General features: G+C 44.2%; 23 protein-coding genes. 2 read left to right on the plus strand and 21 right to left on the minus strand.

What is annotated here, in order from left to right:
- Positions 1-312: 312 nt before the first annotated feature.
- Genes AC58U0_RS04530 through AC58U0_RS04540 form a run of 3 tightly spaced genes read right to left on the minus strand, consistent with a single transcriptional unit; the run spans position 313 to position 2,559 of the window.
- Positions 313-792 carry a hypothetical protein gene (locus AC58U0_RS04530; RefSeq protein WP_497377851.1) on the minus strand — a complete coding sequence of 160 codons (480 nt, stop codon included), beginning with the start codon at positions 790-792 and terminating at the stop codon, positions 313-315.
- Positions 793-830: 38 nt separating this feature from the next.
- Entirely contained in the window at positions 831-1,466 is a 636-nt protein-coding gene (locus AC58U0_RS04535) for a trimeric intracellular cation channel family protein (protein ID WP_497377852.1), read from the minus strand.
- A gap of 16 nt (positions 1,467-1,482) precedes the next feature.
- A complete protein-coding gene (locus tag AC58U0_RS04540) occupies positions 1,483-2,559 on the minus strand; it encodes a Gfo/Idh/MocA family protein (RefSeq protein ID WP_057302394.1) in 1,077 nt (358 codons plus the stop codon).
- Between the two features lie 314 nt (positions 2,560-2,873).
- Between AC58U0_RS04540 and AC58U0_RS04545 the strand changes: the two genes are divergently transcribed.
- Complete coding sequence (locus AC58U0_RS04545; RefSeq protein ID WP_497319963.1) at positions 2,874-3,095, plus strand: hypothetical protein; 222 nt, start codon at positions 2,874-2,876, stop codon at positions 3,093-3,095.
- Here the strand turns inward: AC58U0_RS04545 and kapB are convergent.
- The 3 genes from kapB to AC58U0_RS04560 are packed head-to-tail and all read right to left on the minus strand — an operon-like array spanning position 3,092 to position 4,349.
- On the minus strand, positions 3,092-3,481 hold the full coding sequence (gene kapB, locus AC58U0_RS04550) for a kinase-associated lipoprotein KapB (RefSeq protein WP_497377853.1): 390 nt from the start codon (positions 3,479-3,481) through the stop codon (positions 3,092-3,094). The genes AC58U0_RS04545 and kapB overlap by 4 nt on opposite strands.
- A gap of 27 nt (positions 3,482-3,508) precedes the next feature.
- The gene (locus AC58U0_RS04555; protein ID WP_497377854.1) at positions 3,509-3,829 is read right to left on the minus strand and encodes a thioredoxin family protein; all 321 of its coding nucleotides are present in this window, start codon (positions 3,827-3,829) and stop codon (positions 3,509-3,511) included.
- 1 nt (position 3,830) lies between these two features.
- The gene (locus tag AC58U0_RS04560; protein ID WP_497377855.1) at positions 3,831-4,349 is read right to left on the minus strand and encodes a hypothetical protein; all 519 of its coding nucleotides are present in this window, start codon (positions 4,347-4,349) and stop codon (positions 3,831-3,833) included.
- Positions 4,350-4,421: 72 nt separating this feature from the next.
- On the opposite strand from AC58U0_RS04560, the gene AC58U0_RS04565 reads away from it, so the two are divergent.
- Entirely contained in the window at positions 4,422-4,634 is a 213-nt protein-coding gene (locus AC58U0_RS04565; RefSeq protein ID WP_051253490.1) for a hypothetical protein, read from the plus strand.
- Positions 4,635-4,697: 63 nt separating this feature from the next.
- On the opposite strand, the gene AC58U0_RS04570 is transcribed toward AC58U0_RS04565, so the two are convergent.
- The 15 genes from AC58U0_RS04570 to AC58U0_RS04640 all read right to left on the minus strand — a co-directional run bounded on the left by AC58U0_RS04570 (position 4,698) and on the right by AC58U0_RS04640 (position 22,458).
- Complete coding sequence (locus AC58U0_RS04570) at positions 4,698-6,311, minus strand: ABC-F family ATP-binding cassette domain-containing protein (protein WP_497377856.1); 1,614 nt, start codon at positions 6,309-6,311, stop codon at positions 4,698-4,700.
- Between the two features lie 187 nt (positions 6,312-6,498).
- Positions 6,499-8,472, minus strand: coding sequence for an ABC-F family ATP-binding cassette domain-containing protein (locus AC58U0_RS04575; protein WP_497377857.1), 1,974 nt, complete (start codon positions 8,470-8,472; stop codon positions 6,499-6,501).
- Positions 8,469-9,518 (minus strand): M42 family metallopeptidase, encoded by a 1,050-nt coding sequence (locus tag AC58U0_RS04580; protein WP_497377858.1) that lies wholly within the window; start codon positions 9,516-9,518, stop codon positions 8,469-8,471. Before AC58U0_RS04580 ends, AC58U0_RS04575 begins: the two co-directional genes overlap by 4 nt.
- 491 nt (positions 9,519-10,009) lie before the next feature.
- Complete coding sequence (locus tag AC58U0_RS04585) at positions 10,010-10,300, minus strand: Dabb family protein (protein ID WP_261300954.1); 291 nt, start codon at positions 10,298-10,300, stop codon at positions 10,010-10,012.
- Between the two features lie 13 nt (positions 10,301-10,313).
- Positions 10,314-11,870: an ABC-F family ATP-binding cassette domain-containing protein gene (locus tag AC58U0_RS04590; RefSeq protein WP_497377859.1), complete on the minus strand. Its 1,557-nt coding sequence runs from the start codon at positions 11,868-11,870 to the stop codon at positions 10,314-10,316.
- Positions 11,871-12,070: 200 nt separating this feature from the next.
- Entirely contained in the window at positions 12,071-13,564 is a 1,494-nt protein-coding gene (locus tag AC58U0_RS04595; protein ID WP_497377860.1) for a DUF6382 domain-containing protein, read from the minus strand.
- Between the two features lie 13 nt (positions 13,565-13,577).
- Complete coding sequence (locus AC58U0_RS04600) at positions 13,578-14,087, minus strand: A24 family peptidase (protein ID WP_497377861.1); 510 nt, start codon at positions 14,085-14,087, stop codon at positions 13,578-13,580.
- Positions 14,088-14,123: 36 nt separating this feature from the next.
- On the minus strand, positions 14,124-14,789 hold the full coding sequence (locus AC58U0_RS04605; RefSeq protein WP_497377862.1) for a TadE/TadG family type IV pilus assembly protein: 666 nt from the start codon (positions 14,787-14,789) through the stop codon (positions 14,124-14,126).
- A 17-nt stretch (positions 14,790-14,806) separates the two neighbouring features.
- A complete protein-coding gene (locus tag AC58U0_RS04610) occupies positions 14,807-17,092 on the minus strand; it encodes a TadE/TadG family type IV pilus assembly protein (protein ID WP_497377863.1) in 2,286 nt (761 codons plus the stop codon).
- 14 nt (positions 17,093-17,106) lie between these two features.
- The gene (locus AC58U0_RS04615; RefSeq protein WP_497377864.1) at positions 17,107-18,135 is read right to left on the minus strand and encodes a TadE family protein; all 1,029 of its coding nucleotides are present in this window, start codon (positions 18,133-18,135) and stop codon (positions 17,107-17,109) included.
- Complete coding sequence (locus AC58U0_RS04620) at positions 18,101-18,328, minus strand: Flp1 family type IVb pilin (RefSeq protein WP_057302380.1); 228 nt, start codon at positions 18,326-18,328, stop codon at positions 18,101-18,103. Before AC58U0_RS04620 ends, AC58U0_RS04615 begins: the two co-directional genes overlap by 35 nt.
- Before the next feature lie 15 nt (positions 18,329-18,343).
- Positions 18,344-19,213: a type II secretion system F family protein gene (locus AC58U0_RS04625; RefSeq protein ID WP_497377865.1), complete on the minus strand. Its 870-nt coding sequence runs from the start codon at positions 19,211-19,213 to the stop codon at positions 18,344-18,346.
- 1 nt (position 19,214) lies between these two features.
- On the minus strand, positions 19,215-20,087 hold the full coding sequence (locus tag AC58U0_RS04630) for a type II secretion system F family protein (protein WP_497377866.1): 873 nt from the start codon (positions 20,085-20,087) through the stop codon (positions 19,215-19,217).
- Positions 20,084-21,346, minus strand: coding sequence for a TadA family conjugal transfer-associated ATPase (locus tag AC58U0_RS04635; protein ID WP_497377867.1), 1,263 nt, complete (start codon positions 21,344-21,346; stop codon positions 20,084-20,086). The genes AC58U0_RS04630 and AC58U0_RS04635 overlap by 4 nt, the downstream gene beginning before the upstream one ends.
- Complete coding sequence (locus AC58U0_RS04640) at positions 21,343-22,458, minus strand: nucleotide-binding protein (protein WP_497377868.1); 1,116 nt, start codon at positions 22,456-22,458, stop codon at positions 21,343-21,345. Before AC58U0_RS04640 ends, AC58U0_RS04635 begins: the two co-directional genes overlap by 4 nt.
- Between the last annotated feature and the right edge of the window lie 129 nt (positions 22,459-22,587).

Below are 22,587 nucleotides of genomic sequence, written 5' to 3' on the forward strand. Positions count from 1 at the left end.
ACGGCAACTTCAAGTTGCGAAATAGCCCTTTGGGTTGTGAATTGTTGTAGAAAATGCAACATTGGTAACCACAATATCCAAAATCAATCAAAAAACTGAGGTATGACTCCATATTACTTTTTTAAGTCGTACCTAACTGTGGTGAGAAGACATAATGAATGAATCGATTCAATGATTTCGCAAATAGGGGGAAGCTATTGCCTCAGCCCCTACCCCAAAACATATAATTTCTTATCTAACAAAAAAGCCCGCCGCCGAATCGTCGGCAAGCTGGCTCTTGGAAAAAAATATGATTAAGGCATTCCATCCTGGCTATTCCTTTTTATTGCGTGTTTCATCCAGTTCTTCAAGTAACTTACGGACCGCTTCCGGGTCTACATTCCCATTTTCACGAAAAGCTCTCAGCTTTTTTAACAGATCCTGTGCAATAGCATCATCCTCTGATTGCTGCAATTCATGTGATGGGTCAAACCAAATATAAAATCCCTCTGGACCATTTCGCAAGAATGATTTGTGCCAATGCTCTGGATAGGCATAACCCTGCTCCCCAAATATCAAACCGAGCACATCATCGCTGTCAATGGGCAGCAAATAATGAAACGATTCCGGCTCACCGGTGTTTGTAAAATCTCGATGCATGTAAGCATAATGGAGATAATGTTCACCTGTTTCAACATCCTTAGACACCTCATACATGTCAAGCTCCGTTTGCAGCAATTCTTTCACCGAAATAATCCGCGATGCAATCGTCTCTGCCGAAATCTTTTGCTGCTGTAACAATGATGTTTCCATGTTAACCATCCTCCTCTCAAGCTTTAGATAACACGATGCTACATGTCAGCTCTGCGTGTTGCCTCACCTATGGAACCCCGTAAGGAACGCTTAGGCAGTTTCCATTTATAAAAGACCGATAGCATTCTCAGAACCACAATTAGCGAAAATAGCACAGCTAACTGCCAAGCGCCTTGCGTCCAACCTAGTCCGACAAGCGCTCCAGCCAACATGCCCCAGACAGCATAAATTTCATCCTTGAGCACGAGCGGCTTACGTCCAGCTAATACATCCCGGACCATCCCCCCGCCAATTCCCGTCAGTACAGCGGCAACAATAATGGCACTGAGCGGATGACCCATATTCGTCGCATACAGAGCACCTTGGATAGAAAAAGCAGCCAGACCAATCGCATCAAAGAAAGCTTCCCAAGTTTTCCATAATCGGATGAATCGAACGGGCATAAAGAACACAAGTGTCATTGCAAACAAGGCAATTTGAAAATATAAGCCTTGCTCCCATAAAAGAACGACTGGTTTACCGATCAACAAGTTTCGAATGACCCCTCCGCCGAAAGCCGTGACAAGCCCGAGTACATAGACGCCTAATATATCATATTCTTCTTCCATCGCAACTATGGCTCCACTCACCGCGAATGCAATCGTTCCGATAATACTAAATAACTCCCAATTCACTTCCTGCAGCCCCTATCTACTCGATGTCCCAATCCAATTTCACTTCATTACCCGTTTGCGACGAACGGTAAATCGCATCCAAGATCAAATTGTTCGTATAACCCGTCATGACGGATGTCAACGGCTGTAAGCCGCTCTCAATGCAGGACAAGAAATGTCTCGCCATACGGACGCGCGGTCCTTCATCGAATTCAGGCACTGTGAGGTCAATGTCAGCTTCGCGATCGAACATTTCTGCGAACAGCTTCCCTTTTGTTCCACGAATCGAGGCACCGCCTTCGCTTCCAAGCAGCTGCACATAAGGTTGGTTATCTGTTTCAATGAGAGCAGCCCAACTTACATCAAGAGATAAAGTAGCGCCATTGTCAAATTTAATCAGAGCCGTTGCCAAATCCTCCACATCATATTGACCATCCCAGTTGGGTGCCCCCCAGGATCCAATCCCTTTTTTACGTGGTCCGAATTCAGCGTAGGTCGCTCCATAGACCGATACAGGTTTCGGATTCCCCATCAAATATAAAGATAAATCCAACATATGCACACCAAGATCAATCAAAGGACCGCCGCCGGATTTCCCCATTTGGGTAAACCAAGTTCCCCAGCCCGGAATCCCTTTGCGTCTTAACCAACCTGCTTTTGCGTGATAAATGTGGCCAAGCGCACCTTTCTCAACCTGTTGTTTCACAGCTAGTGACAAGGCATCCCATCGAAGTTGGTGCGGGATCATCAAGACTTTACCCGCTTTGCGCTCTGCTTCAACAATTTGTTTAGCAGAAGCAAGATTTAATGCCATAGGCTTCTCGAGCATCACATGCTTACCGGCCTCTAGAGCTTGTACCGCGATAGGCGCATGCCATTCATTGGACACAGCAATAATTACGGCATCTATAGATGGGTCCGATAGCAGCTTGTCCGTACTCTCATAAACACGTTCAATGTTATGTTCTTTAGCTCTAGCTTCAGCAAGTGGCAAATATACATCCGTGACGGCGGTGATTTCGGCCTCCGGCACTTTCTTCAGCACTTCCATATGTACATTTCCGATATTTCCGGAACCTATAATACCTATACGAATTGGTTTTCCTGCTGTCATTTCTATATCCTCCAGAACGTGTTTAGATTTCAATCTTTCTTATTATAAATGTGGTTATCCTTCCTCGCAACAGCCAATCTTTATGCTCAAATTAATCTTTGAGGAACTGGCCCTCTAGAGCTATTCTTTACATATAATAAATTGCTAAAACTTTTTTAATAGTTTGACCCTAACATATCTAACATTTGAAATGTATCCTTAATGTGTAGACCAGAGTAAGAAATGGGTAAGAAGTAAGAAGTAAGAAGTAAGAAGTAAGAAGTAAGAAGTAAGAAGTTAGTTTTTCCAAAGGAAGACTCGAAGGAGGGCTTAACATGCAAGCATTAACCATTAGATTCAAAAGCAAATCCATCCCCGTGCTTAATTTCACACATAAACGTTCTCATATGGAATTGTTATCGAGTAAACTAAAGGAACTTGAACTGAATTTTGAGTTTCGCAAGAAATTAAAAATGATCTCGATGATCGAGATCATTGGTGATGTTGCCATTTTCAAATATAACGACGGCACGAAATTGTATCTGGAAGTTTCTTAATCTTTCGCCCCGAAATATTCTTTCTGTAACTGATCAAGCTCCTGCAGAGAGCGTCGGGCCCACGCTTCCATTTCCGACAGCTTACTAATTTGCGCGAGTAGCGCTCTCTTCAGAGAATCTTGGTAATCCGGAATCTGACCTGCATAAGGACGAATGGTGGATATAGGCATTAAGGCAATTTCTTGATAAGACAACGCCCGTCGTTGATGAAAAAAAGCTACACTCGGATCCATTGGGTTATGTAAATCCCCTTGTGTCGGGTGCTCCTTTACAGCCAGAATGCGGACTGCCGCTTTCATCGAACTGCTTATCTCCACAACCTCACCGAAATAAGCACCTGTTTTATACTCAGCCGTTACGCGATCTCCTATTTGAAAACTACTCATTCGTCAACAACTCCAGTCGTTTCTAATTCACATGCGATTAAGTGGCAGCAGTTTACGATACAGCTCATCCACCGATTGCATGCGGTACATAAATTCTTTCTCTTTTCCCTGTTCTAAGATGACTATACACGGTACACTGCTAATTTGCCATTCACGAGTAATTTGCGGAAGAAAGTTAATATTGCCCTTTACAAGCGGTAAGGCAGGCAGCATTGTCATTATGATGTCTAACATCCGTTCCGTCACTTTGCATGTACCGCAAAAAGGTGTATAAAGAAAAACAGCAAACGAACCTTCTTGCATTCTGCTTACCCGCTCTAGCAGTACCTGCTCCGTTAATTCCTGCATACTAGCTCCCTCTTTCATCCAACCAAGCTAAACTATCTACGGCATACGCGATGAGATGCGGGAAATCATCAATTTGACTTTCATCTACTTTGCGTCCGAAGGATAATGTGATTTGATTATGATAGGAAATTGGATGTAGACCATATTCATAAGAAAGCAGCTGAATGACTTGGGGACGTTGCTCCCAAATGACACCTAATTGCTCTTCGATATAAGGGCACTCAATTTCTGGGTTTTTAACTTTGGTAAAAAGCTTAATGGTCAATGTACAGCCTGGCTTGGCTGATGGATTTTCTAAAATTTCAGCTGCTAAATCACTCAAATGAACATGCAGGTTAATTTCGGCTTTGCTTGGTTTATCCATCTTACGGGCAAATTCAATGGCATATGTGCGTGACATTGAGGATAGATCAACTTGATCTTGCCGCCGCGTAATGATAATTTTGCCGTCCAAATCCAAGTCATAGACGGCTCCCTCAAGCACAACCTTAATATTGTCATAGATCGTTGGATCAAACATCCCCTACACCTTCTTTCATCTTTTGTTAGATTCGATTATACTAAAAGCATACCACGTAAAGAAGGTGTTCCTATGTCAGACAAGCCTGAAGATCAGCTGGGTGAACAACAAGGCCCAAAAAAAGTGAGTTTAGCTGATGCCATTAAGCAGAAACTAGCCCAAAAGAAAGCGGATCAAGCCGCTGCACGCGCAAACCCGAAACAAGCTGGAAACAATAATCAAAGCGGAAAAAGTCAAATGACCAAAAAAGTAAACAATCAACGCCGTCGTACCGGGGGCAGCTAAACGTCGCTTTGCGTAGGCAAAAGCGCCCTGAGAGTAATACGTCAGGGCGCTTTTCATTTATCATTACGCGTATTGCGCTTCGCGTTGTTTTTGTACATCTTCGCTTTCAAGGTATTCATCATAAGTGAACATTTTATCGATGAGTCCTTTAGGCGTGATTTCCATAATACGTGTAGCAATCGTTTGGATGAACTGATGGTCATGGGAGACGAAAAGAATCGTTCCGTCGAAATCAACAAGACCATTGTTAAGTGCAGTAATGGACTCCAAATCCAAATGGTTCGTAGGCTCATCAAGAATGAGGACATTGGCTCCGCTTAGCATCATTTTGGAGAACATGCAGCGTACTTTCTCTCCACCCGAAAGAACATTTGCTTTCTTCAATGCTTCTTCGCCTGAGAACAACATACGGCCCAGGAAGCCGCGCAAGAAGGATTCATCTTGATCTTTGGAGTATTGACGAAGCCAATCCACCAAAGTTAAATCAGAGTTGAAATAATCTTGGCTGTCTTTAGGGAAGTAAGCTTGGGAAGTTGTAATCCCCCATGTGTACGTACCCTCATCCGCTTCCATTTCACCCATCAGGATTTTGAAGAGCGTCGTTTTGGCGATGCCGTCCGGACCAACAAAGGCAACTTTATCCCCTTTATTGATGGTAAACGAGATGTTGTCTAACACTTTTACGCCATCAATCGTTTTGGACAATTTCTCAACAGCCAGCAGCTGCTTACCTGCTTCACGCTCACCTTTGAAGTGAATGAACGGATATTTACGGCTGGATGGTCTGATATCTTCAAGAGTAAGCTTCTCGAGTTGTTTTTTACGGGATGTAGCTTGCTTCGATTTGGAGGCATTCGCGCTAAAGCGTGCGATAAAAGCTTCCAACTCTTTACGTTTTTCTTCGGTTTTCTTGTTCGCGTCTCTTGTCAAACGAAGAGCCAGTTGGCTGGACTCATACCACCAGTCGTAGTTACCAACGTACATTTGAATTTTACCAAAATCAATATCCGCAATATGCGTACATACTTGGTTCAGGAAGTGACGATCATGGGATACAACGATAACAGTGCCTTCAAAGCGGGAAAGGAAATTCTCCAGCCAACGAATGGACTCTAAGTTCAAATGGTTGGTAGGCTCATCCAGCAGCAAAATATTCGGATTGCCGAACAAGGCTTGCGCTAAGAGGACACGCACTTTCTCATTGCCATCAAGGTCTTTCATTTTCGTATCATGCATGGAAGTCGGGATACCGAGACCGATGAGAAGCTCAGCTGCATCCGATTCCGCCTGCCAGCCATCTAGATCCTGGAATTCGCCTTCAAGATCAGCCGCTTTCATGCCATCTTCTTCGGTAAAATCAGCTTTGGCATACAAAGCATCTTTCTCTTCCATAATTTTAAACAAGCGAGCATGACCCATCATGACAGTTTTCAAAACTTCGATTTCGTCAAACTCGTAATGGTTTTGTTTCAAAACTGCCATTCTCTCGCCAGGTGTTATGTTGACTTCGCCTGTGTTAGGTTCAATCTCACCGGAAAGAATTTTTAGAAAAGTTGATTTACCGGCACCATTTGCTCCGATTAGTCCGTAGCAGTTACCCGGTGTAAATTTGATATTGGCGTCCTCGAATAGGGCTCTCTTGCCGTAACGAAGCGTCACGTTATTAACATTAATCATGTTTAGTACATACCTGCCTTTATAGTAGTTTGTTCTATCATATCATATATATGGACCTTTAATCGAAGATTAAAGTCTCTCCTTTTTGGGATCCCTTATCGAAGAGCGCAGTCTCTCCTTTTTGGGATCCCTAATCAAAGAGCGAAATCTCTCCTTTTAGGATCCCTTATCGAAGATAAAGTCTCTCCTACTTGTTTCGTTCTATTTCCTCTAGCAACTCGGATAAATAAGTCCATCTTTCCATCGCTGCTTCCAAATCCACTGCCGTTTGCTGCTCTTGCTCATACAACTCGCGAACACGGTCAAAGTCGCTGCCTGCCGCTTCAATTTGCTTTTTCAAGCTAGCCGCTTTGTCTTCCAGAGAAGCTATCGTACTCTCAATTTCGTCCCATTCCTTCTGTTCCTTGAACGTTAGCTTCTTAGGACGGTTCACATTGGATGTGCCCCCTGCTGCTGCAGGACTGCTACTAACGGCTGCTGTAGCTGTGTTGGAACCACCATTAGACTTGGCAGTGCTTGCATTACGTATCAACTCTTTCCGAGTCTGATCAGCTTCTGCCTGCTCCTGCTTCTCTTCCAAGTAATCGGAGTAGTTGCCAATGTATGGCTCGATCTGGCCTTTACCGTCAAATGCAAATAGATGCGAAACCGTACGATCCAAAAAGTAACGATCATGAGAAACCGTAATAACGGCTCCAGGAAATTGATCCAGATAATCTTCCAGTATGGTCAAAGTTTGGATATCCAAGTCGTTGGTCGGCTCATCCAGAAGCAGTACGTTGGGTTCTCCCATAAGCGTGCGGAGCAAATAAAGTCTGCGCCGTTCACCGCCGGAGAGCTTTCCGATCGGCGACCACTGCAGGGTTGGCGAAAAGAGAAAGCGTTCGAGCATTTGCGACGCCGAAATGGTCTCTCCATCAGCTGTGCGGATCTGCTCCGCAGCCTCCTTGATGTACTCGATGACGCGCATCTTCTCATCCATCTCGACATTCTCTTGCGTGTAGTAGGCAAGCTTCACGGTCGTGCCGGTCTCGATCGTCCCGCTGTCGGGCTGAATACGCCCGGCGAGCATGTTCAGCAGCGTCGACTTGCCGCTGCCGTTCGGACCGATGATGCCGAGGCGATCCCTCGGCATCACGATGTAGCTGAAGCCGCTCAGCAGCGGCTTCCCGCTCTCGAAAGCTTTGGTGACGTCTTCCAGCTCCATCACCTTCTTGCCAAGACGGCTGCCAGCCAGCGCCATGTCAAGCTTCTCCCCGGGACCATCAACCTTGCGGTCCCGTAATTCCTCGGCGCGCCCAATGCGCGCCTTCTGTTTCGTCGTGCGCGCCTTCGCGCCGCGACGGAGCCAAGCCAGCTCGCGGCGCAACAGATTCTGCCGCTTATCTTCGCTGGATGCTTCGGACTCCATCCGCTCCGACTTCTTCTCGAGGAACCACTCATAGTTCCCCTCGTAGCTGTAGATCTTGCCCCGGTCCAGCTCCAGAATGCGGGTGGTTACCCGCTCTAGGAAGTACCGGTCATGGGTAACGAGCAGCAAGGCTCCGCGCCATTTGCTCAGGAACTCCTCGAGCCAGATGGCCGTCTCGTTATCAATATGGTTCGTCGGCTCATCTAAGATGAGCAGATCGGCGGGCTGAATGAGAACGCGCGCCATGGCAACGCGTTTGCGCTGACCGCCGGACAGCTGGCCGACGGGCTTGTCGAACTCGCTGATGCCTAGCTTCATCAGCACGGTTTTGGCCAAGGTGCTGGCTTCCCAGGCACCTTGCTCATCCATGCGCGACTGGGCGCTGAACAGTCGCGTTTGTTTCTTTTCGTTGGAGGCGTCCAACTCCAACTCAGCAAGAGCCAGCTCATAGTCGCGCAGCGTCTTCATGAGCGGCGTATCGCCGTGAAATACTTGCTCTAGAACCGTAGAGTTCGGATCGAACTCCGGGTTCTGCGGCAAGTATTCCACGCGGAAATGGTTCGCGTGCACCAGCTTGCCGCGATCCGCTGTTTCCAGCCCCGCCAGCAGCTTCAGCAGCGTGGACTTGCCTGTTCCGTTCACGCCAATGAGACCGATGCGCTGCTTCTCGTTCACCGTGAACGAGATATCATCGAACAGCACCTTGTCGCCGAATGTTTTGGTTATATTGACTGCACTAAGTATATTCATGCGTGGGCCGGCTCCATGATATAGGCCGCAAGAAGAGCTGCTGTGTTCACTACAGCATCCATATGCGTTCTTTCCATGCTATGTGACGCATGAACACCTGGTCCCACCAACGCTGCACGAATATCGCGTCCACCTCTAAGCGCGGCAGATGCATCTGAACCGTATCGCGGATAAATATCAACCGCATAGCCGATTTCCAGCTTCTCGGCCAGCTCAATCATTTTCGAAGTCATTTGATAATCATAAGGACCTGAGGAATCCTTCGCGCAAATCGATACATCAAGCTCGCTACCACTCAAATCATCACCAAGGGCACCCATATCTACAGCAATAAAATCTGTAATATCGTCAGGGATAAAGGAAGAACCATGACCAACCTCTTCATAATTGGAGAAGAACAGCTTGATCGTAAATTCAGGCTTCAAGCCCTCATCTTTGATCAGCTTTAAGAGCCCAAATAAGGAAGCAACACTCGCTTTATCATCCAAATGACGCGACTTCACGAAGCCATTTTCCTTCACTTGTACGCGTGGATCAAACGAAATATAATCTCCCACTCGAATGCCAAGATCTTGTACCTCTTTCTTGGTCTTCACAAGCTCATCAATACGCACTTCCATGTTGGCTTCATCCCGTTTATACTCTCTGGCATCTTCATAGACATGAACAGATGGCCTCGACGTCAGAATAGTCCCATCATAAACGCGTTCATCACGCGTATGAATTTGAACGTATTCATTTTCAATTGCGCCCATCATAAAGCCGCCCAATGAAGTGATTTTCAAAGTGCCATTATCTTTGATCGAACGCACCATTGCGCCAAGTGTATCCACATGAGCAGAAATGCCAATGACTCGGTCTTGGCGGGTACCAGGAATCGTTACAATGCCGCAGCCCTTATTCGTATATGTAAGCTCAAATCCGAGCTTAATCACTTCTTGTTCAACTTTTTGCATAATGTGATGCGTGTAGCCTGTTGGGCTTGGAGTCCGCAGCAGCAGCTCTAGAATTTCTGTCATATAAGCTTTATTTAAGTTCGTTTTCACTCGGGATTCCTCCCTTTTCTATTTATTAGATTTCCTTTAAGACATGAGAAAACCTCTACCCTCGGCCATTCAAAGATGAGCGACCGCGTTTAACGAGGAGAGACTTTGGTCTACGACCAAAGATCCCTATAAGCAGTGAGACTTTGGTCTACGACCAAAGATCCCTATAAGCAGTGAGACTTTGGTCTACGACCAAAGATCCCTATAAGCAGAGAGACTTTGGTCTACGACCAAAGATCCCTATAAGCAGAGAGACTTTGGTCTACGACCAAAGATCCCTATAAGCAGTGAGACTTTGGTCTACGACCAAAGATCCCTATATTAGGTTTTATCGCCAATAAGAAAGCGGTTTTCGTGATCCGAAAACTTATACTTTCTTAGATGGTAAAAAAACAGTGCAGCCTAGGATTCATAAGCAAGCCCATGACATAAGTCATAAACAAGTCTCTTCTAGTGATACTACACTGTTCCCCTATGTTTTTCAAACTAGATTAGCTTACAAAATCAACGCAAATGGACGTTCCATCAAGGACTGTTTTCATATGGGCCTTCACTTCTTCATGAACGGGATGCGTGTCATATGCCTTGAGATCCTCTAAGGAATCAAATTTGGTAATCAAAGCAATATCATACGAACGTTCCAGATGCAAAATGTCGGTTCCAACCTCAATATGCCGCAGGACCGGGATTTTACCTTCCATGTTCGTAAGTACAGCCTTTGTTACTTCAACTGCTTCCGGACTGCGATCTTTGAGCTTAAAAAACACAACGTGAGTTAACATGAATGATTTCCCCCTAATTGGTTACTTTTGCAGACCATTCTTCAACATCCCACACTCTTGTTACCCAACCTTCATAAAATTCAGGTTCGTGACAAACGAGCAGTACAGTACCTTTATATTCTTTCAAAGCCCTCTGAAGCTCTTCTTTGGCAACAACGTCCAAATGGTTCGTAGGCTCATCGAATAACAACCAGTTACTTTCTCTCATTAGCAGTTTACAAAGTCTTACTTTCGCTTGTTCACCACCGCTAAGCTTACCCATAGCACGTGTGATGTGCTCATTTTTGAGCCCGACTCGGGCAAGTGCCCCTCTGACCTCATTTTGAGTCATCGAAGAGAACTCGTTCCATACATCATCGATCGGTGTCATGCTCGGTGCTTTAACCTCTTGTTCAAAGTAGGCAGGACTCAAATAGTCTCCACGGTACGTTTTGCCGTTGAAAGGCTCAAGCTTTCCAAGAATCGTTTTGAGAAGGGTAGATTTACCTACACCATTACATCCGACAATAGCGATTTTCTCGCCGCGCTCAATCGTTACATTCATCTTCGGTAATAGAGGACGATCATAACCGATTTCCAAGTTTTCCGCCTCAAAAACAACTCTGCTGCTTGAACGTGATTCCTTGAACACAAAAGTCGGCTTCATTGCCGTCTCCGGACGCTCAATTCGATCAATCTTATCAAGTTGTTTTTCCCGGCTCTTGGCGCGGGTTGAAGTTGACGCCCGCGCTTTATTACGCGCGATGAAATCTTCTTGTTTTTTAATGTACTCTTGCTGCTTTTCATAAGCGTCAATATGTTGTGTTTTGTTCATTTCAGCCATATCCAGGAATTTCTCGTAATTCGCCGTATAGCGAGTTAGCTTCGTGAATTCCAAATGGTATACCACGTTTACGACTTCATTCATGAATTCAGTATCATGTGAAATCAACATAAAGGCAAACGGATAATCTTTGAGGTACATTTTCAACCATTCAATATGTTCAACGTCCAGATAGTTGGTTGGCTCATCTAAGAGAAGAACAGTCGGTTTCTCCAAAAGGAGTTTAGCCAAAAGAACTTTCGTCCGTTGACCACCGCTAAGGGAAGTAACATCACGGTCTAAACCAATGGCATTAAGCCCAAGACCGTTACCCATTTCCTCGATTTTCACATCCAGCATATAGAAACCGCCGATATCCAAACGCTCTTGAATTTCGCCCATTTGTTCCAGAAGAACCTCAAGCTCTTCCGGTGTGGCATCACCCATTTTCTCGGTTATCGCCATCATCTCCTTCTCCGCTTCAAAGAGAGGAAGAAAAGCATCACGCAGAATATCGCGAATGGTTTTGCCCGGTTCTAACACGGAATGCTGGTCCAAATATCCGTAATGAACGCGCGGCGTCCATTCAACCTTACCTGTATCTTTAAGAACTTTTCCGGTTAATATATTCATTAACGTGGATTTACCCACGCCATTAGCTCCAACAATACCGACGCGCTCGCCAGCGAGCAGACGGAAGGATACATTTTTAAATAACGTACGATCTCCAAAGCTATGGCTTAAATCTTCAATTGTCAAAAGACTCATCTCGTAATTCCAAACTCCTGTCTATTTCGAAGATAATCGCACATACTCGCGACTTCTTATTATAACACTGCTCATGCAAGACAGGAATAGGTAAATTCATCTGGGAAGCGTATTCATTCTCTTTTATACAAAACCATACAGAAAAACGTCCCCCTTGGGACGCTGCAATTAGTGCCAAATGATCTGATATTGTCTAAATCTCACAAATAAAATTTAATCTCCTGCCGTACAATTCGTATCTCGTCTCCATCCTTCAACGGGTAGGATTGATAGGTAACCAATGGTTCGCCATTTAAATAGGTCCCATTCGTTGATCCTGTATCTTTAATCATATAACCCTCTTCATTCTTAATTATTTCAGCATGTATTCTGGAAGCTCCCGCTTCTTCCAAAACATAATCAACCTTCAAACTGGCATCTCCTCTGCCCATTATAAAATGATCTTTATTCAGAGGAACAGTTTTAGTAGTGCCTTCAATTTGCCATTCAAGCCTGGCTCCTAACGGTTGATTTATTAGCCTGCCAAGGAAAACTGTAGCGTTTGGCTTTTTGTGATTGAGCAAGGTCGTATGCATGTGTAAATTCTCATAATAATTTTGGATATTTATCGGTTCAGGTATTGGTGTTGCTAGGTTTAGGTCTAGCTGCTTCTCTGAAACCGGGAAGATAGGCAGGTTAACACCAGTGCTTCCTTTTGTATGCCGTTGAAAGCGAGGTAATCCCAAAAATTGAATAATAAACCATACATTCATGAGTAAAGTCGAAATTCCTGCGGTTATTTGCAGAGTACCTGTAGATGGGTATGTAAAATAATTCTGCCATAGAAACGCGGTTAGCAAAATAACAACAGCAAGGACTATCGTTCGTGACCGTCCCGATAAAGCTATAAAAGATACCGGATTCCCCTGTTCTTTATTCATTTTCGGAACATTATTGGGCTGCAGTAACTCCTCTATGGAGGTGTTTATCCGAACTTGCTGCTGGACTTCGTCCCGCTTCCAAAACGGCTTAGGCAACCTATTTTCTTTTGCAGGTGACAATTGCATGTTGAGAGGTGTTTCTGTTGCATGTTCATCAACATGATTAGATATCTGAAAATCATCTTGCACGGGTGGTTGTTCGTCCATCAGAGCTAGCAGATTCTCCTTAAATCCTTGCAAGCTCTGATTCCGTGATAATGTCTCCATCCTCGTAACCACCACGACCCTATCATCATTGTTCAATTTCTGTGAGAGTTGTTTCATCAGAGACTCAAGCGACTTGAAGACGGAATCTTCATCATTTATTGGTTCAAGCGGCACATAAGTCAGATAAACATCCGACCAATCACTGCCAATGAAAATGAAATTATCTTTCAAAACGTATCCTGATTCAAAAAGCATGTAATTTTTACTTTCTCCAACTGCACAAACAATAGCATACATGAGCTTTGCAAAATGCTGTTTAGACAACCCCTCCACCTTCAGAACATGGGCCAGCATTCGTTTAGCCGACAAGTTATAAAGTAAACTTATGCGGAAATCCACCTCTTGTATTTCTAACGGTAGAAGGTTTGGCACATCGTTAGCTTCAAGCATCCTGACCTGCAGAGGCGAAAGAGTCTTAGAATCCAAACCATCCTCCTTATACAACACCATATAATGACCATGTCGATATACAAATTCATAACGAAGCCCAAAAACTTCTTGCGTCATGGATTCACCTCTCTCATAAAAACGAATAATACCAAGTCAATGCAACGCCCGGTACAACTGCATACATAAACGGAAATTTCATGTTTTTTTGATGTTTCATTCCTAGCAGACTGCCCATATCTTGTATAACAACAATAGAAACTAGCCACGCAGCAAGTTTATGACCTGTATTTATCATCTGTTTACGGATAAAGAGCAAGATAAGTCCTATAAATCCTGCACATAGAATGGCATACAGCATCGATTGAAGTACGAATGCAAATCCCATTATCGCCCCAATTGCAGCAAAAAGCTTTACATCACCTGCACCTAGAGCACCAAAAAAATAAAGTAAAAGTAGAGCTGTAAACCCAGTAATTGCACCAATCCCAGCAAAAAAAACACCGCTCCAACCCTCCATAAATGCGTGGTATACGAAGCCAATCATTGTTCCACAGAAAGTAACCTTGTTTGGGATCAGTGATTTACGTGCGTCAATCACTAATGCAATAGCTATTAGTATAAATAAGATCAAATGAATCAAAGGAAAAAGGTCCCTCCTAAAGTTTTCTAAAGATTCTTAGGCGCCTACCCATGCCCGCTCAACAGCCTTTTTCTTTAATATTATCGTGTGACTTATAAACGGCAGCGGAAGCTTGTAAGTTATTTGAGCTTCTATACCAAAAAACGCATTACCACGACTTTCCATACTCGGGAGGGTCACTGAAATGACCTTAAATTTCTCTTTCTTCATAATTGTTTGATTGCAAAATGCATAAACAATCGGCGTGAAAGCCGCATGAATGCGAGGCTTAACTTGACTCTCGTAAAGCTCGTCCAGTTCTGCTTGAGCCTTTCCCTCTCCAAACACACGCTTTTCTTTTTCCCATTTAACAAGCTCCAGGAGTGAATTCGGAATGTATGCGGCATATTCATCTGCCAGATTCTCCGTGTTCTTCACTTGATCTCGAGCTGTTTGTACACGATCTACAACTGAACTCAACATTTCAGCAGCACGGCTATGACCGAATTTCGATTTGGCTTCTTGGACAAGAAGCCGTACAGGGTATAATTGACCGGCAACCGACTTTGTTGCCTCCGATACCCCGGCTTGCAGCTCCATTTCTAATATGGCAATCTGAATACATATGATCAGACCAATCACAAAAGCTAAAAAGAAGGGCAGCACCAAAGAAGCCTCCAGCACCATGCCGCCTTTTTGCTCATGGTGAAACTTTCGAAGCATAAACAGCCCCCTTTTCTTCAATAAGCTACAGCTGAAGTACTGTTGAACCGGCACCGATTCCCTTGCACTTTACACCCTAATAACCCAGTTCCATCTAGCAGCTTCATGATTTGCGGTACAAACCACAACCTCACTTCGCTTGATCCATTTCCCTGAATATACGTCGTTTCTTGAACCAAATCCTTACCCGTTTCCAGTTCGATAAGTGCCTGCATTCTAGCCATAAGTTTCGTATTATTACTGTGTAAAAGCAGAAAAATGCGTAAATAATCTTTGTACGTTAAACTCAAAGCTGATGTAGTGATTTTCGCAGATAACTCTACAGCTTCACCTTTTGTTAGTTTATTCATGTCTTGAAAAGCTTCTAGCGCGCCTTCCGCGGCAGCAGCCAAGAGCACAAGTAAGGGGGAGCCTATTCCGAGCAGCTCTTTTTTCGGATCAAGGAGCGCCTCTACTGTACGGATCGCCATCCGGAATGCAAACATTTCCGCATATGCGGACGAAATATTGCCAACACAGGAAGAAAATCCATATAACAGATACTCCGCCTCTTGATTTGCCAACTTATGCGAACCTGGATTCACCAGTTCATTGGACAATTTGGGTTGGCCTGCAGGGTCTTTTTCCAATCCATATGTGCGGTAATTAAATTTCGTAAGGGCAAATTCATTCACATAAAGCTCATTTCTCATCGATTCCGCCGCGTTATTAAACGCCTCGAGCATTCCCATCGCTTTTAAACTTACAGGTTCTGGTTTCTCTAAATCATAAGCAATCTCGCTGCCTATCATCGTATCTTGAGCATTAGCTTCTCGATACTTTTGGTACAAATTTTTCTCACCCGCTGCTTGTCCGGCATCCCCCTGAAGACGGTTGTATAGTTCAGTGTCACTACTCTGAGTATTCGGCATACTGCAAGAACCGATTGATTGTTTAGCTTGATCCAAAATGACTTGTATCTTGTTTTTTTGCTGACGCTTATTCGTTGCCGTTGCCTCATTTTTGTCCATTCTTGTCTTTTCCAAAGCACTTTGCAGTCTATAAAATTCACTAGATTCAGAAAAATAAGCATTATTCGCTTGGTTTGCTCTGCTTGTATTGTCAGATGTATATAGATATACAGAATTAATAACTTCTTGGAACGCAGTAAATAACGCAGTTATGCTGGCTATGGCTGTCTGATATCTGTAGAAATAATCATCACCCATAACAGGAACATTTTGAAACACTTCATAGACCCCTGTGGTTCCACCTTGTGTTCCAATTCCCGAACTTTGAGCTATCCCATTTAACTTCGTACGTATTTCGTCATTTCGCTGCTTTGCTAATCGTAGAGCAGGTTCAATAGTTTGCTGTAATAGCTGGATTTCTCTTCCGTTAGCCGGCACCTCCAGCTTCGTAGCAGCTAGGACTGCTGCGTATTTAATGATCAGTTGCAACAACGCTTCTAGATCATTTAACTTCTGGGCGAAGACCTGTGCCTGAGACCCTAATATTTGTTTAGAAGCTGCGAGGGATTGTATGCCGGCCACGGGTCCAGCTTGGCTTAGCGCTGCAATTGACATATCCAGATCATGTATGGAATCTTGAATGGATCTCAGCTGATTTTTCACTTCTACGATTTCGCTTCTCACTTCATCAGCAGTATGAATGCCGATTTGTGCAGCTAATTCGTCTAATTCGATGATGCGCTTTTGATAATAAGTATGATACTTCGATATTTTTCCAGTCAGCTCTTCGCTGCTCTGCCAAGCTTCATCTAGTGCGCTTTCTCTCTGATCAATGAGTTTTTCAAGCTCCGCCGCTTCTTTAGAAAACTGAGACCCAAGTTGAAAGGGGGCTTTCGTCCCGCTGTTCCGAAACTTATCGGTAATCTCAAGTGTATACTCGATAGGAGCCTTGATCTTCATATCCTCCAGCACCTGCCGTTCAAAAATCGTATGACTGGCTAATGTGTACACCGGAGTAACACGCATGCCATTCTCTACAGGCCGTGTATCCACATAATGAAATGCTCCAGTCGATACTTGACCTGATAAATTACTTGCAAAAACCTGGCGGAATAACGCCTCCGTCTTATCCTGCGATATGCCAAGACCATAGAGTCCCATCGCTTGCAGCTCTGTATCGTAAGCTGACATAACCGATCGCGCTGCAGCTTTGACCGCTGATTCTGTCTCTTTTTCAGCCAGCTTAATTCTTGCGAAATCAATGAGCACAGCTTGAAATAAGAAAATCGGCACAATAATGAGAATCAGATAGACAGAAACTGCACCACTCTCTGAACGAACGAATTTCCTCAAAAACTCCCCCCTTTCTAATTGTGAATGACAACAACAATCCCTTTACGCTCCAGCTCCTTACGAAATGAATTAGACGGCATTCCTTTGCCGCTGGCATCTTTTTTGAAAAAGTGCCAGACGATGCCCCTCACTTGCGCTTTTTCATCCAGCAGCTCAATATCCTTAGGCAGCTGCTCGGTACGAAGCTGAAATTCCGTCATATTGTAAAAAGCCTGATGACCAATACCTCGAGCATCCAGCGCATCGATCGTTCTGCTTTTTCCTGATGTTGTCGTCAAAATGACCTCTGTACCCCCAACCAGTGATTTCAAATAGGCCGCGGCTTGACGCTCTGATTGGATCGACACACTAGGGCCAGACAAGTTATCCTGAATAGGTTCTACGAGTGCCTCTCTCGCCTTTTGAGGGGAAATTCGGCCTTTGATCGCTTTGAAATAAGTACGTGTAATATCCGTTAATCGAATAAGTTCAACAGTTTCTACAACATGTGAAACAGCCCTGCCAGTTGTGTGCTCAGAATCCAACCATCTCTTTAGCTGCTTCGGCATAAGAAACGACTTTGTCAATTTCACCTCAACCTGATGGTCAAAAAGATAGTTAGCGTATTTTGCGGTTCCCGTCACTCCCTGAGGTAGTAATGTAGAGGATTTGGCAAGTTTTTTCTCCACGTGACCACTAGCACTGCCCGAGGGAATAATGACTTCTGTTGTGCCACTACCACTCAGCATTCCGAATAAATCTGTCACACTATCATGTGTTAGTCTCCAATAAAGGCCATCTGTTTCACTTGGATTATAATTTCCTGTCACTAAATCTTTATGGCTGTTGTTCCACGTAAAGGCAAGACGCTCAGCCGCCGTCCTCGCAAGCTGCTGAACAAATACGTTCTGATACGCATACATGCCCACAAAGAGAAGCGTAACCGTACAAAGTAGAATCAGCGGAAATACAAGAGAAGCTTCTAATGTAAAGCTTCCTTCCTCACTAACGCGGAGACTAAGTTGACGCCTATGGCGCACAGCTAGTTGTTGGACTAGGCGCACAAGGAACAACCGCGCTGTTGTCTTTCAAATCAGAGTTGGCATCTCCAATTAACTTCTGGAACCACGAGACGATCCACTTTCTGAAAATAATAGCTATTGCGACAAGCACGGCAACGATCAATAAAATCTCCAAAGTGCCTAATCCTTCTTCATCTTCCCAAAACTGTTTTAACCAATTTAACGCTGTTTTCATCTCTACATACCTCCATTACTGTTTCATCATAAGTAAAGCTGGCGCCGCAACAATGACCATCACGACAACGAAAATGAGCACCATGGGAAATACAAGCTTCGATGAAGCCTCTTCACCTAGTGTTCGTGAAACCGACTTCCTTCTTTGCCAAAGGTCCAACGAAAGTGCGTGAAGCGCTACAACAAAATCATTACCACCTCGCTTATAATTCAACAGAAGAGTAGAAGTAAATAAGGACACTTCATGAAGGGCGCAGCGTTTGCTGAAATCCTCCATTACTTTTGCAAAAGATACATTCATCTCCAGCTCATGAACGGCTTGTGCCAGTTCTTTATAAAGCGGTGTTTGCGCTTTATGCGGTCGTGCCTCTACACAGCGTATCCATGCCCGATTTACGGTCTCTCCTGCGTTTACGAGCAGCACGATTGTACTCAATATTTCAGGCAATTCAAGGATCATCAGCTGCTGTTTCTTGCGGATTTTCGCATCTAAATCACGTACCATGATCAGGGGAATAATCGCAGTAGCCAGCAATCCAAATCCAAACAGAGAACTATCTCCTCCAGCAAGAATGGATAGCAGAGTTAGAATTACTAAGCATAAAGTCGAAGCCGAGATAAGCTCTGCAAGAAACCATTTACTGCCATGTGCAGCGAAGCTTCTCCCATGCAGTGTAATTAATTTATGATGTACTTTTGCCGTAAAATCGGGTGATTTTTCCATCAAATTAAGCTTGTCGATAAGCAAGTAGCTGTAAGGTAACAGCAGCTTCATTTGGAACGGATAAGGGTGAGCCTTGATAATCTCAGCATATTGCACTCGCCCCCATAGGAATAATAGGATACAAACGGCAATCTGAGTAATAAATACAATCGTGATCCACATGCTACACCTTGATATTCATGATTTTTTGAGTGAGTATATAGCAAGCACCAAGCAGCACCAAGCTCGCTGACATGATAAGTACACCGCTGCCCGTATAAAGAGGAACCATGTATTCCGGAGAAGAGAACGCTAGCACGGCAACAATGACGATCGGAGCAAAGAGCAGCACCCTCGATTCAAAACGTTTCTGTGCAATCATCACGGAAATATCCTGAGAAATTTCAAGCTTTTCGCCAATCACCGTAGCCGTTCGTTTCATGACCTCCACCAAATTGCCACCAGTCCGCTTACAAGTCAAGAAAACGTCTGTGAAGCTTCTTACATCTTCTAAATGACTGCGATCCGCTAAATTTTTCAGAGCAGCTTCAATGGGTTCCCCGTTCTCTACTTTTCGGCAGATAATACTAAATTCCAAGACAATCAGGCAAGCGGGATCTGGATACAGCATTTTCAGATCTTCTAATGCCTCTCTAAACGCTGTTTCAATCGACTTACCAACCGTCATGGAAGAAGATAGGCAGCTTAATGCTTGTTTAAACTGTACATACAGTTTGTTTTTACGAATTTGAATTAACTGCTGCTTACGTATTCGGGGAAATGCAAAGCCTACCGCTGCCAATGCTGCAGCAAGAACGAAGCTTTTGTAGAAAATGTAGCCTACAATGAACGCTGGTAAGGCAAGCATCAGGATAGCACTTACTTTTTCCTTGGAAGTTAGCTGATAGTGGTTATAGTCAATCAGATGGTTCATTGGAGCTGAGTGCTGGATGGGCTGAGATTCAGCTCTCTTAGTTGATCCTTTTCTTCGTTCCAAATACAATAGAAAAAACCAGCTGAAAGCTCCACAAATGAGGAGAAGTATCAAAATCTTCATCCTGCATCACGCTCTCTCTGAACCTGTGCAAACCACTCTGGCAGCTTCTTTCCAGCCATTCGAATTTTGTGCATGTGGTGCAGCCTGTTTCCGGTATATACGAGCTCACCAATTACCTTGCGATCCACGGTTTCCCCTTTTTCATTAAATAAGAAAAGCGGGTGCAGCTGGACCTCACCATCCTTTACACCTAAAACCTCATGAATTTCTGTGACTCTACGGGTACGATCACGAATTCTACTCACATGGACCATAACATCCAAAGCTGAGGCAATTTGCTTACGAATAACCTCTACAGGAAGTGGTGCACCGCTGAGTACCATCGTTTCAAGCCGACTGAGCATGTCCACAGATGTGTTTGCATGCCCTGTGCTTAAACTTCCATCATGCCCCGTATTCATCGCAGCTAGCATATCCAGTGCCTCCGCTCCGCGAACCTCCCCAACAATAATTCGATTGGGACGCATGCGCAGCGAAGAACGAATAAGCTCTCGAATCGTGATCTCTCCTTTCCCTTCGGTATTGGCATTTCTGGTTTCCATTCGTACCAAATTAGGTACAGTCTGTATCTGAAGCTCAGCAGAATCTTCGATCGTAATGATACGTTCGTGCGGGGGAATCCAAGCACTTAATGCATTTAGAAATGTCGTCTTCCCTGAACCTGTTCCGCCACCAATAAAGATATTAAAGCCCGATTCAACCATTACTTGTAAAACTTCTGCTGCCTCTTCCGAGATACTTCCCATACGAATCAAATCTGCCATTTGCAGGGGCTTTTCCGGAAACTTACGAATCGTTAAAGTTGGACCACTCAAAGAGGCCGGCGGAAGAACAATGTTTACCCTTGACCCGTCAGGCAGACGCGCATCGACTATTGGCGTTGCTTGATTCACAATCCGGTTCACCTTAGAAACAATCATCTGAATGAGGTCCTCGAGTTTCTCTACACTTTCCAAAGGATACGGATATCGCTCAACGGCGCCTTTCCTTTCGAAAAAGATGCACTCGTGCCCATTGACCATGATCTCTGTCACGGATGGGTCATCGATCAGCGGTTGAAGGATATCCAACCCACGAAAAGAATCAAAAATTCGCTTTACTAGAGCCTGCATCTCGCTTGAAGTCCAACCGTGCTCTCCTGCTGCGCTGAAAACGGACTCCTCAATAAGTTCAATTAATGTGACATCGCTGACCGTACTGGAAAGATCAATCTTCTCCTTTATCTGCTGCTTCAATGTGAGAAACAAATCATGATTCATGAAACAGCAGCCCCTTCTCTAACCGAAGAAGAATGCCCTTTTTCTATTTGAATAGCAGTAAACATCTCATACGTCTGTTCTGAAAACAAGCCAGATTGCCAGATCTGTTCTGGAGTGCTTAAAACTTTCCACTCGGGGATATACGGAAGCTTAAACGTTATTTCCTTACCCAAATCTGAGAAATCATTCGTTTCCTTGCCCGTATATTTATTGATTACGAAATGTACATTTTGCATGGAACTCATTTGCTTCTGTAGTGCCTCAGTTTTATATAAATCATTTAAATCGTCCCGTACAATCCAGACGATATGATCACTGACATCCAAACTTTTTACAATTCTCGGATGCACTGTGGCTTCTAAATCAACAATAATGAAGTCATATTGGTTCAACGAGATCAATGATTCAATAAGAAGACGGACATGATCGCCGCTCATTTCCTGCATCTCCCTGATTTGATCTTTGGGAGTAAGATAATCAATACGCAGCCTAGAATCGTTAGATTTGAGCAGCCGCAGCTTAGGTCCCAATAACTCAGGCGTGCTTTTCATGTAATATAGAAGCTGTGAAAATCGTCCTATATCCCCCTGAAGCCACTGAGAGGCTGTACTGACCGACTCCAGGCTGAGATAAAAAACCTGTTCCCCGCGAAAAGACAACTGCTTCGCCAAATGAACGGCGGTCATCGTTTTCCCACTATTCCCGCTGCTGCTGTAGACTGATAGAACTTTAGTTCTTTTCGTCCCAGGACCCGCATCAAATCTATGCTTTTCCGTATAAAAAGCCTGAAGGCGCGATATTAATTGGTGCAGGGCTTGAAAACGATATAAGAACGGAATCTTCGTCTCCGCTTCTTTGGAATTTGCAATCGTTTCACTCAAAATCATTTTGCATAACGATGTACTCCGATTCATCATTAAGGGGTAATATACCTCGGACAGTAATAAAACCCCTTCTAGTTGCTGATTTTCAAGCACCTCGAAAACCAATTCTATTTTGGAAAAAAGCCTCACTTGTATTCTCTCAGCGATCTCAGAAGATCGTATGAAGGCAGCAAGTCTCTCTGCGTAAACGATGTCATCATCTAAGACGTAAAGTTGAATTTTATTCATTCCTACCTCCCTTTTCTTATTTCATTCATGAAACATTGGCATACACGCCACTGGCGATTAAAACAAAGCTAATAACCGTCAGCACAATGGCAATGCGAATGGTCGTCTCAACCTTCATCATCAGCCTCC

The sequence above is a fragment of the Paenibacillus sp. J31P190 genome (genome assembly GCF_059692075.1).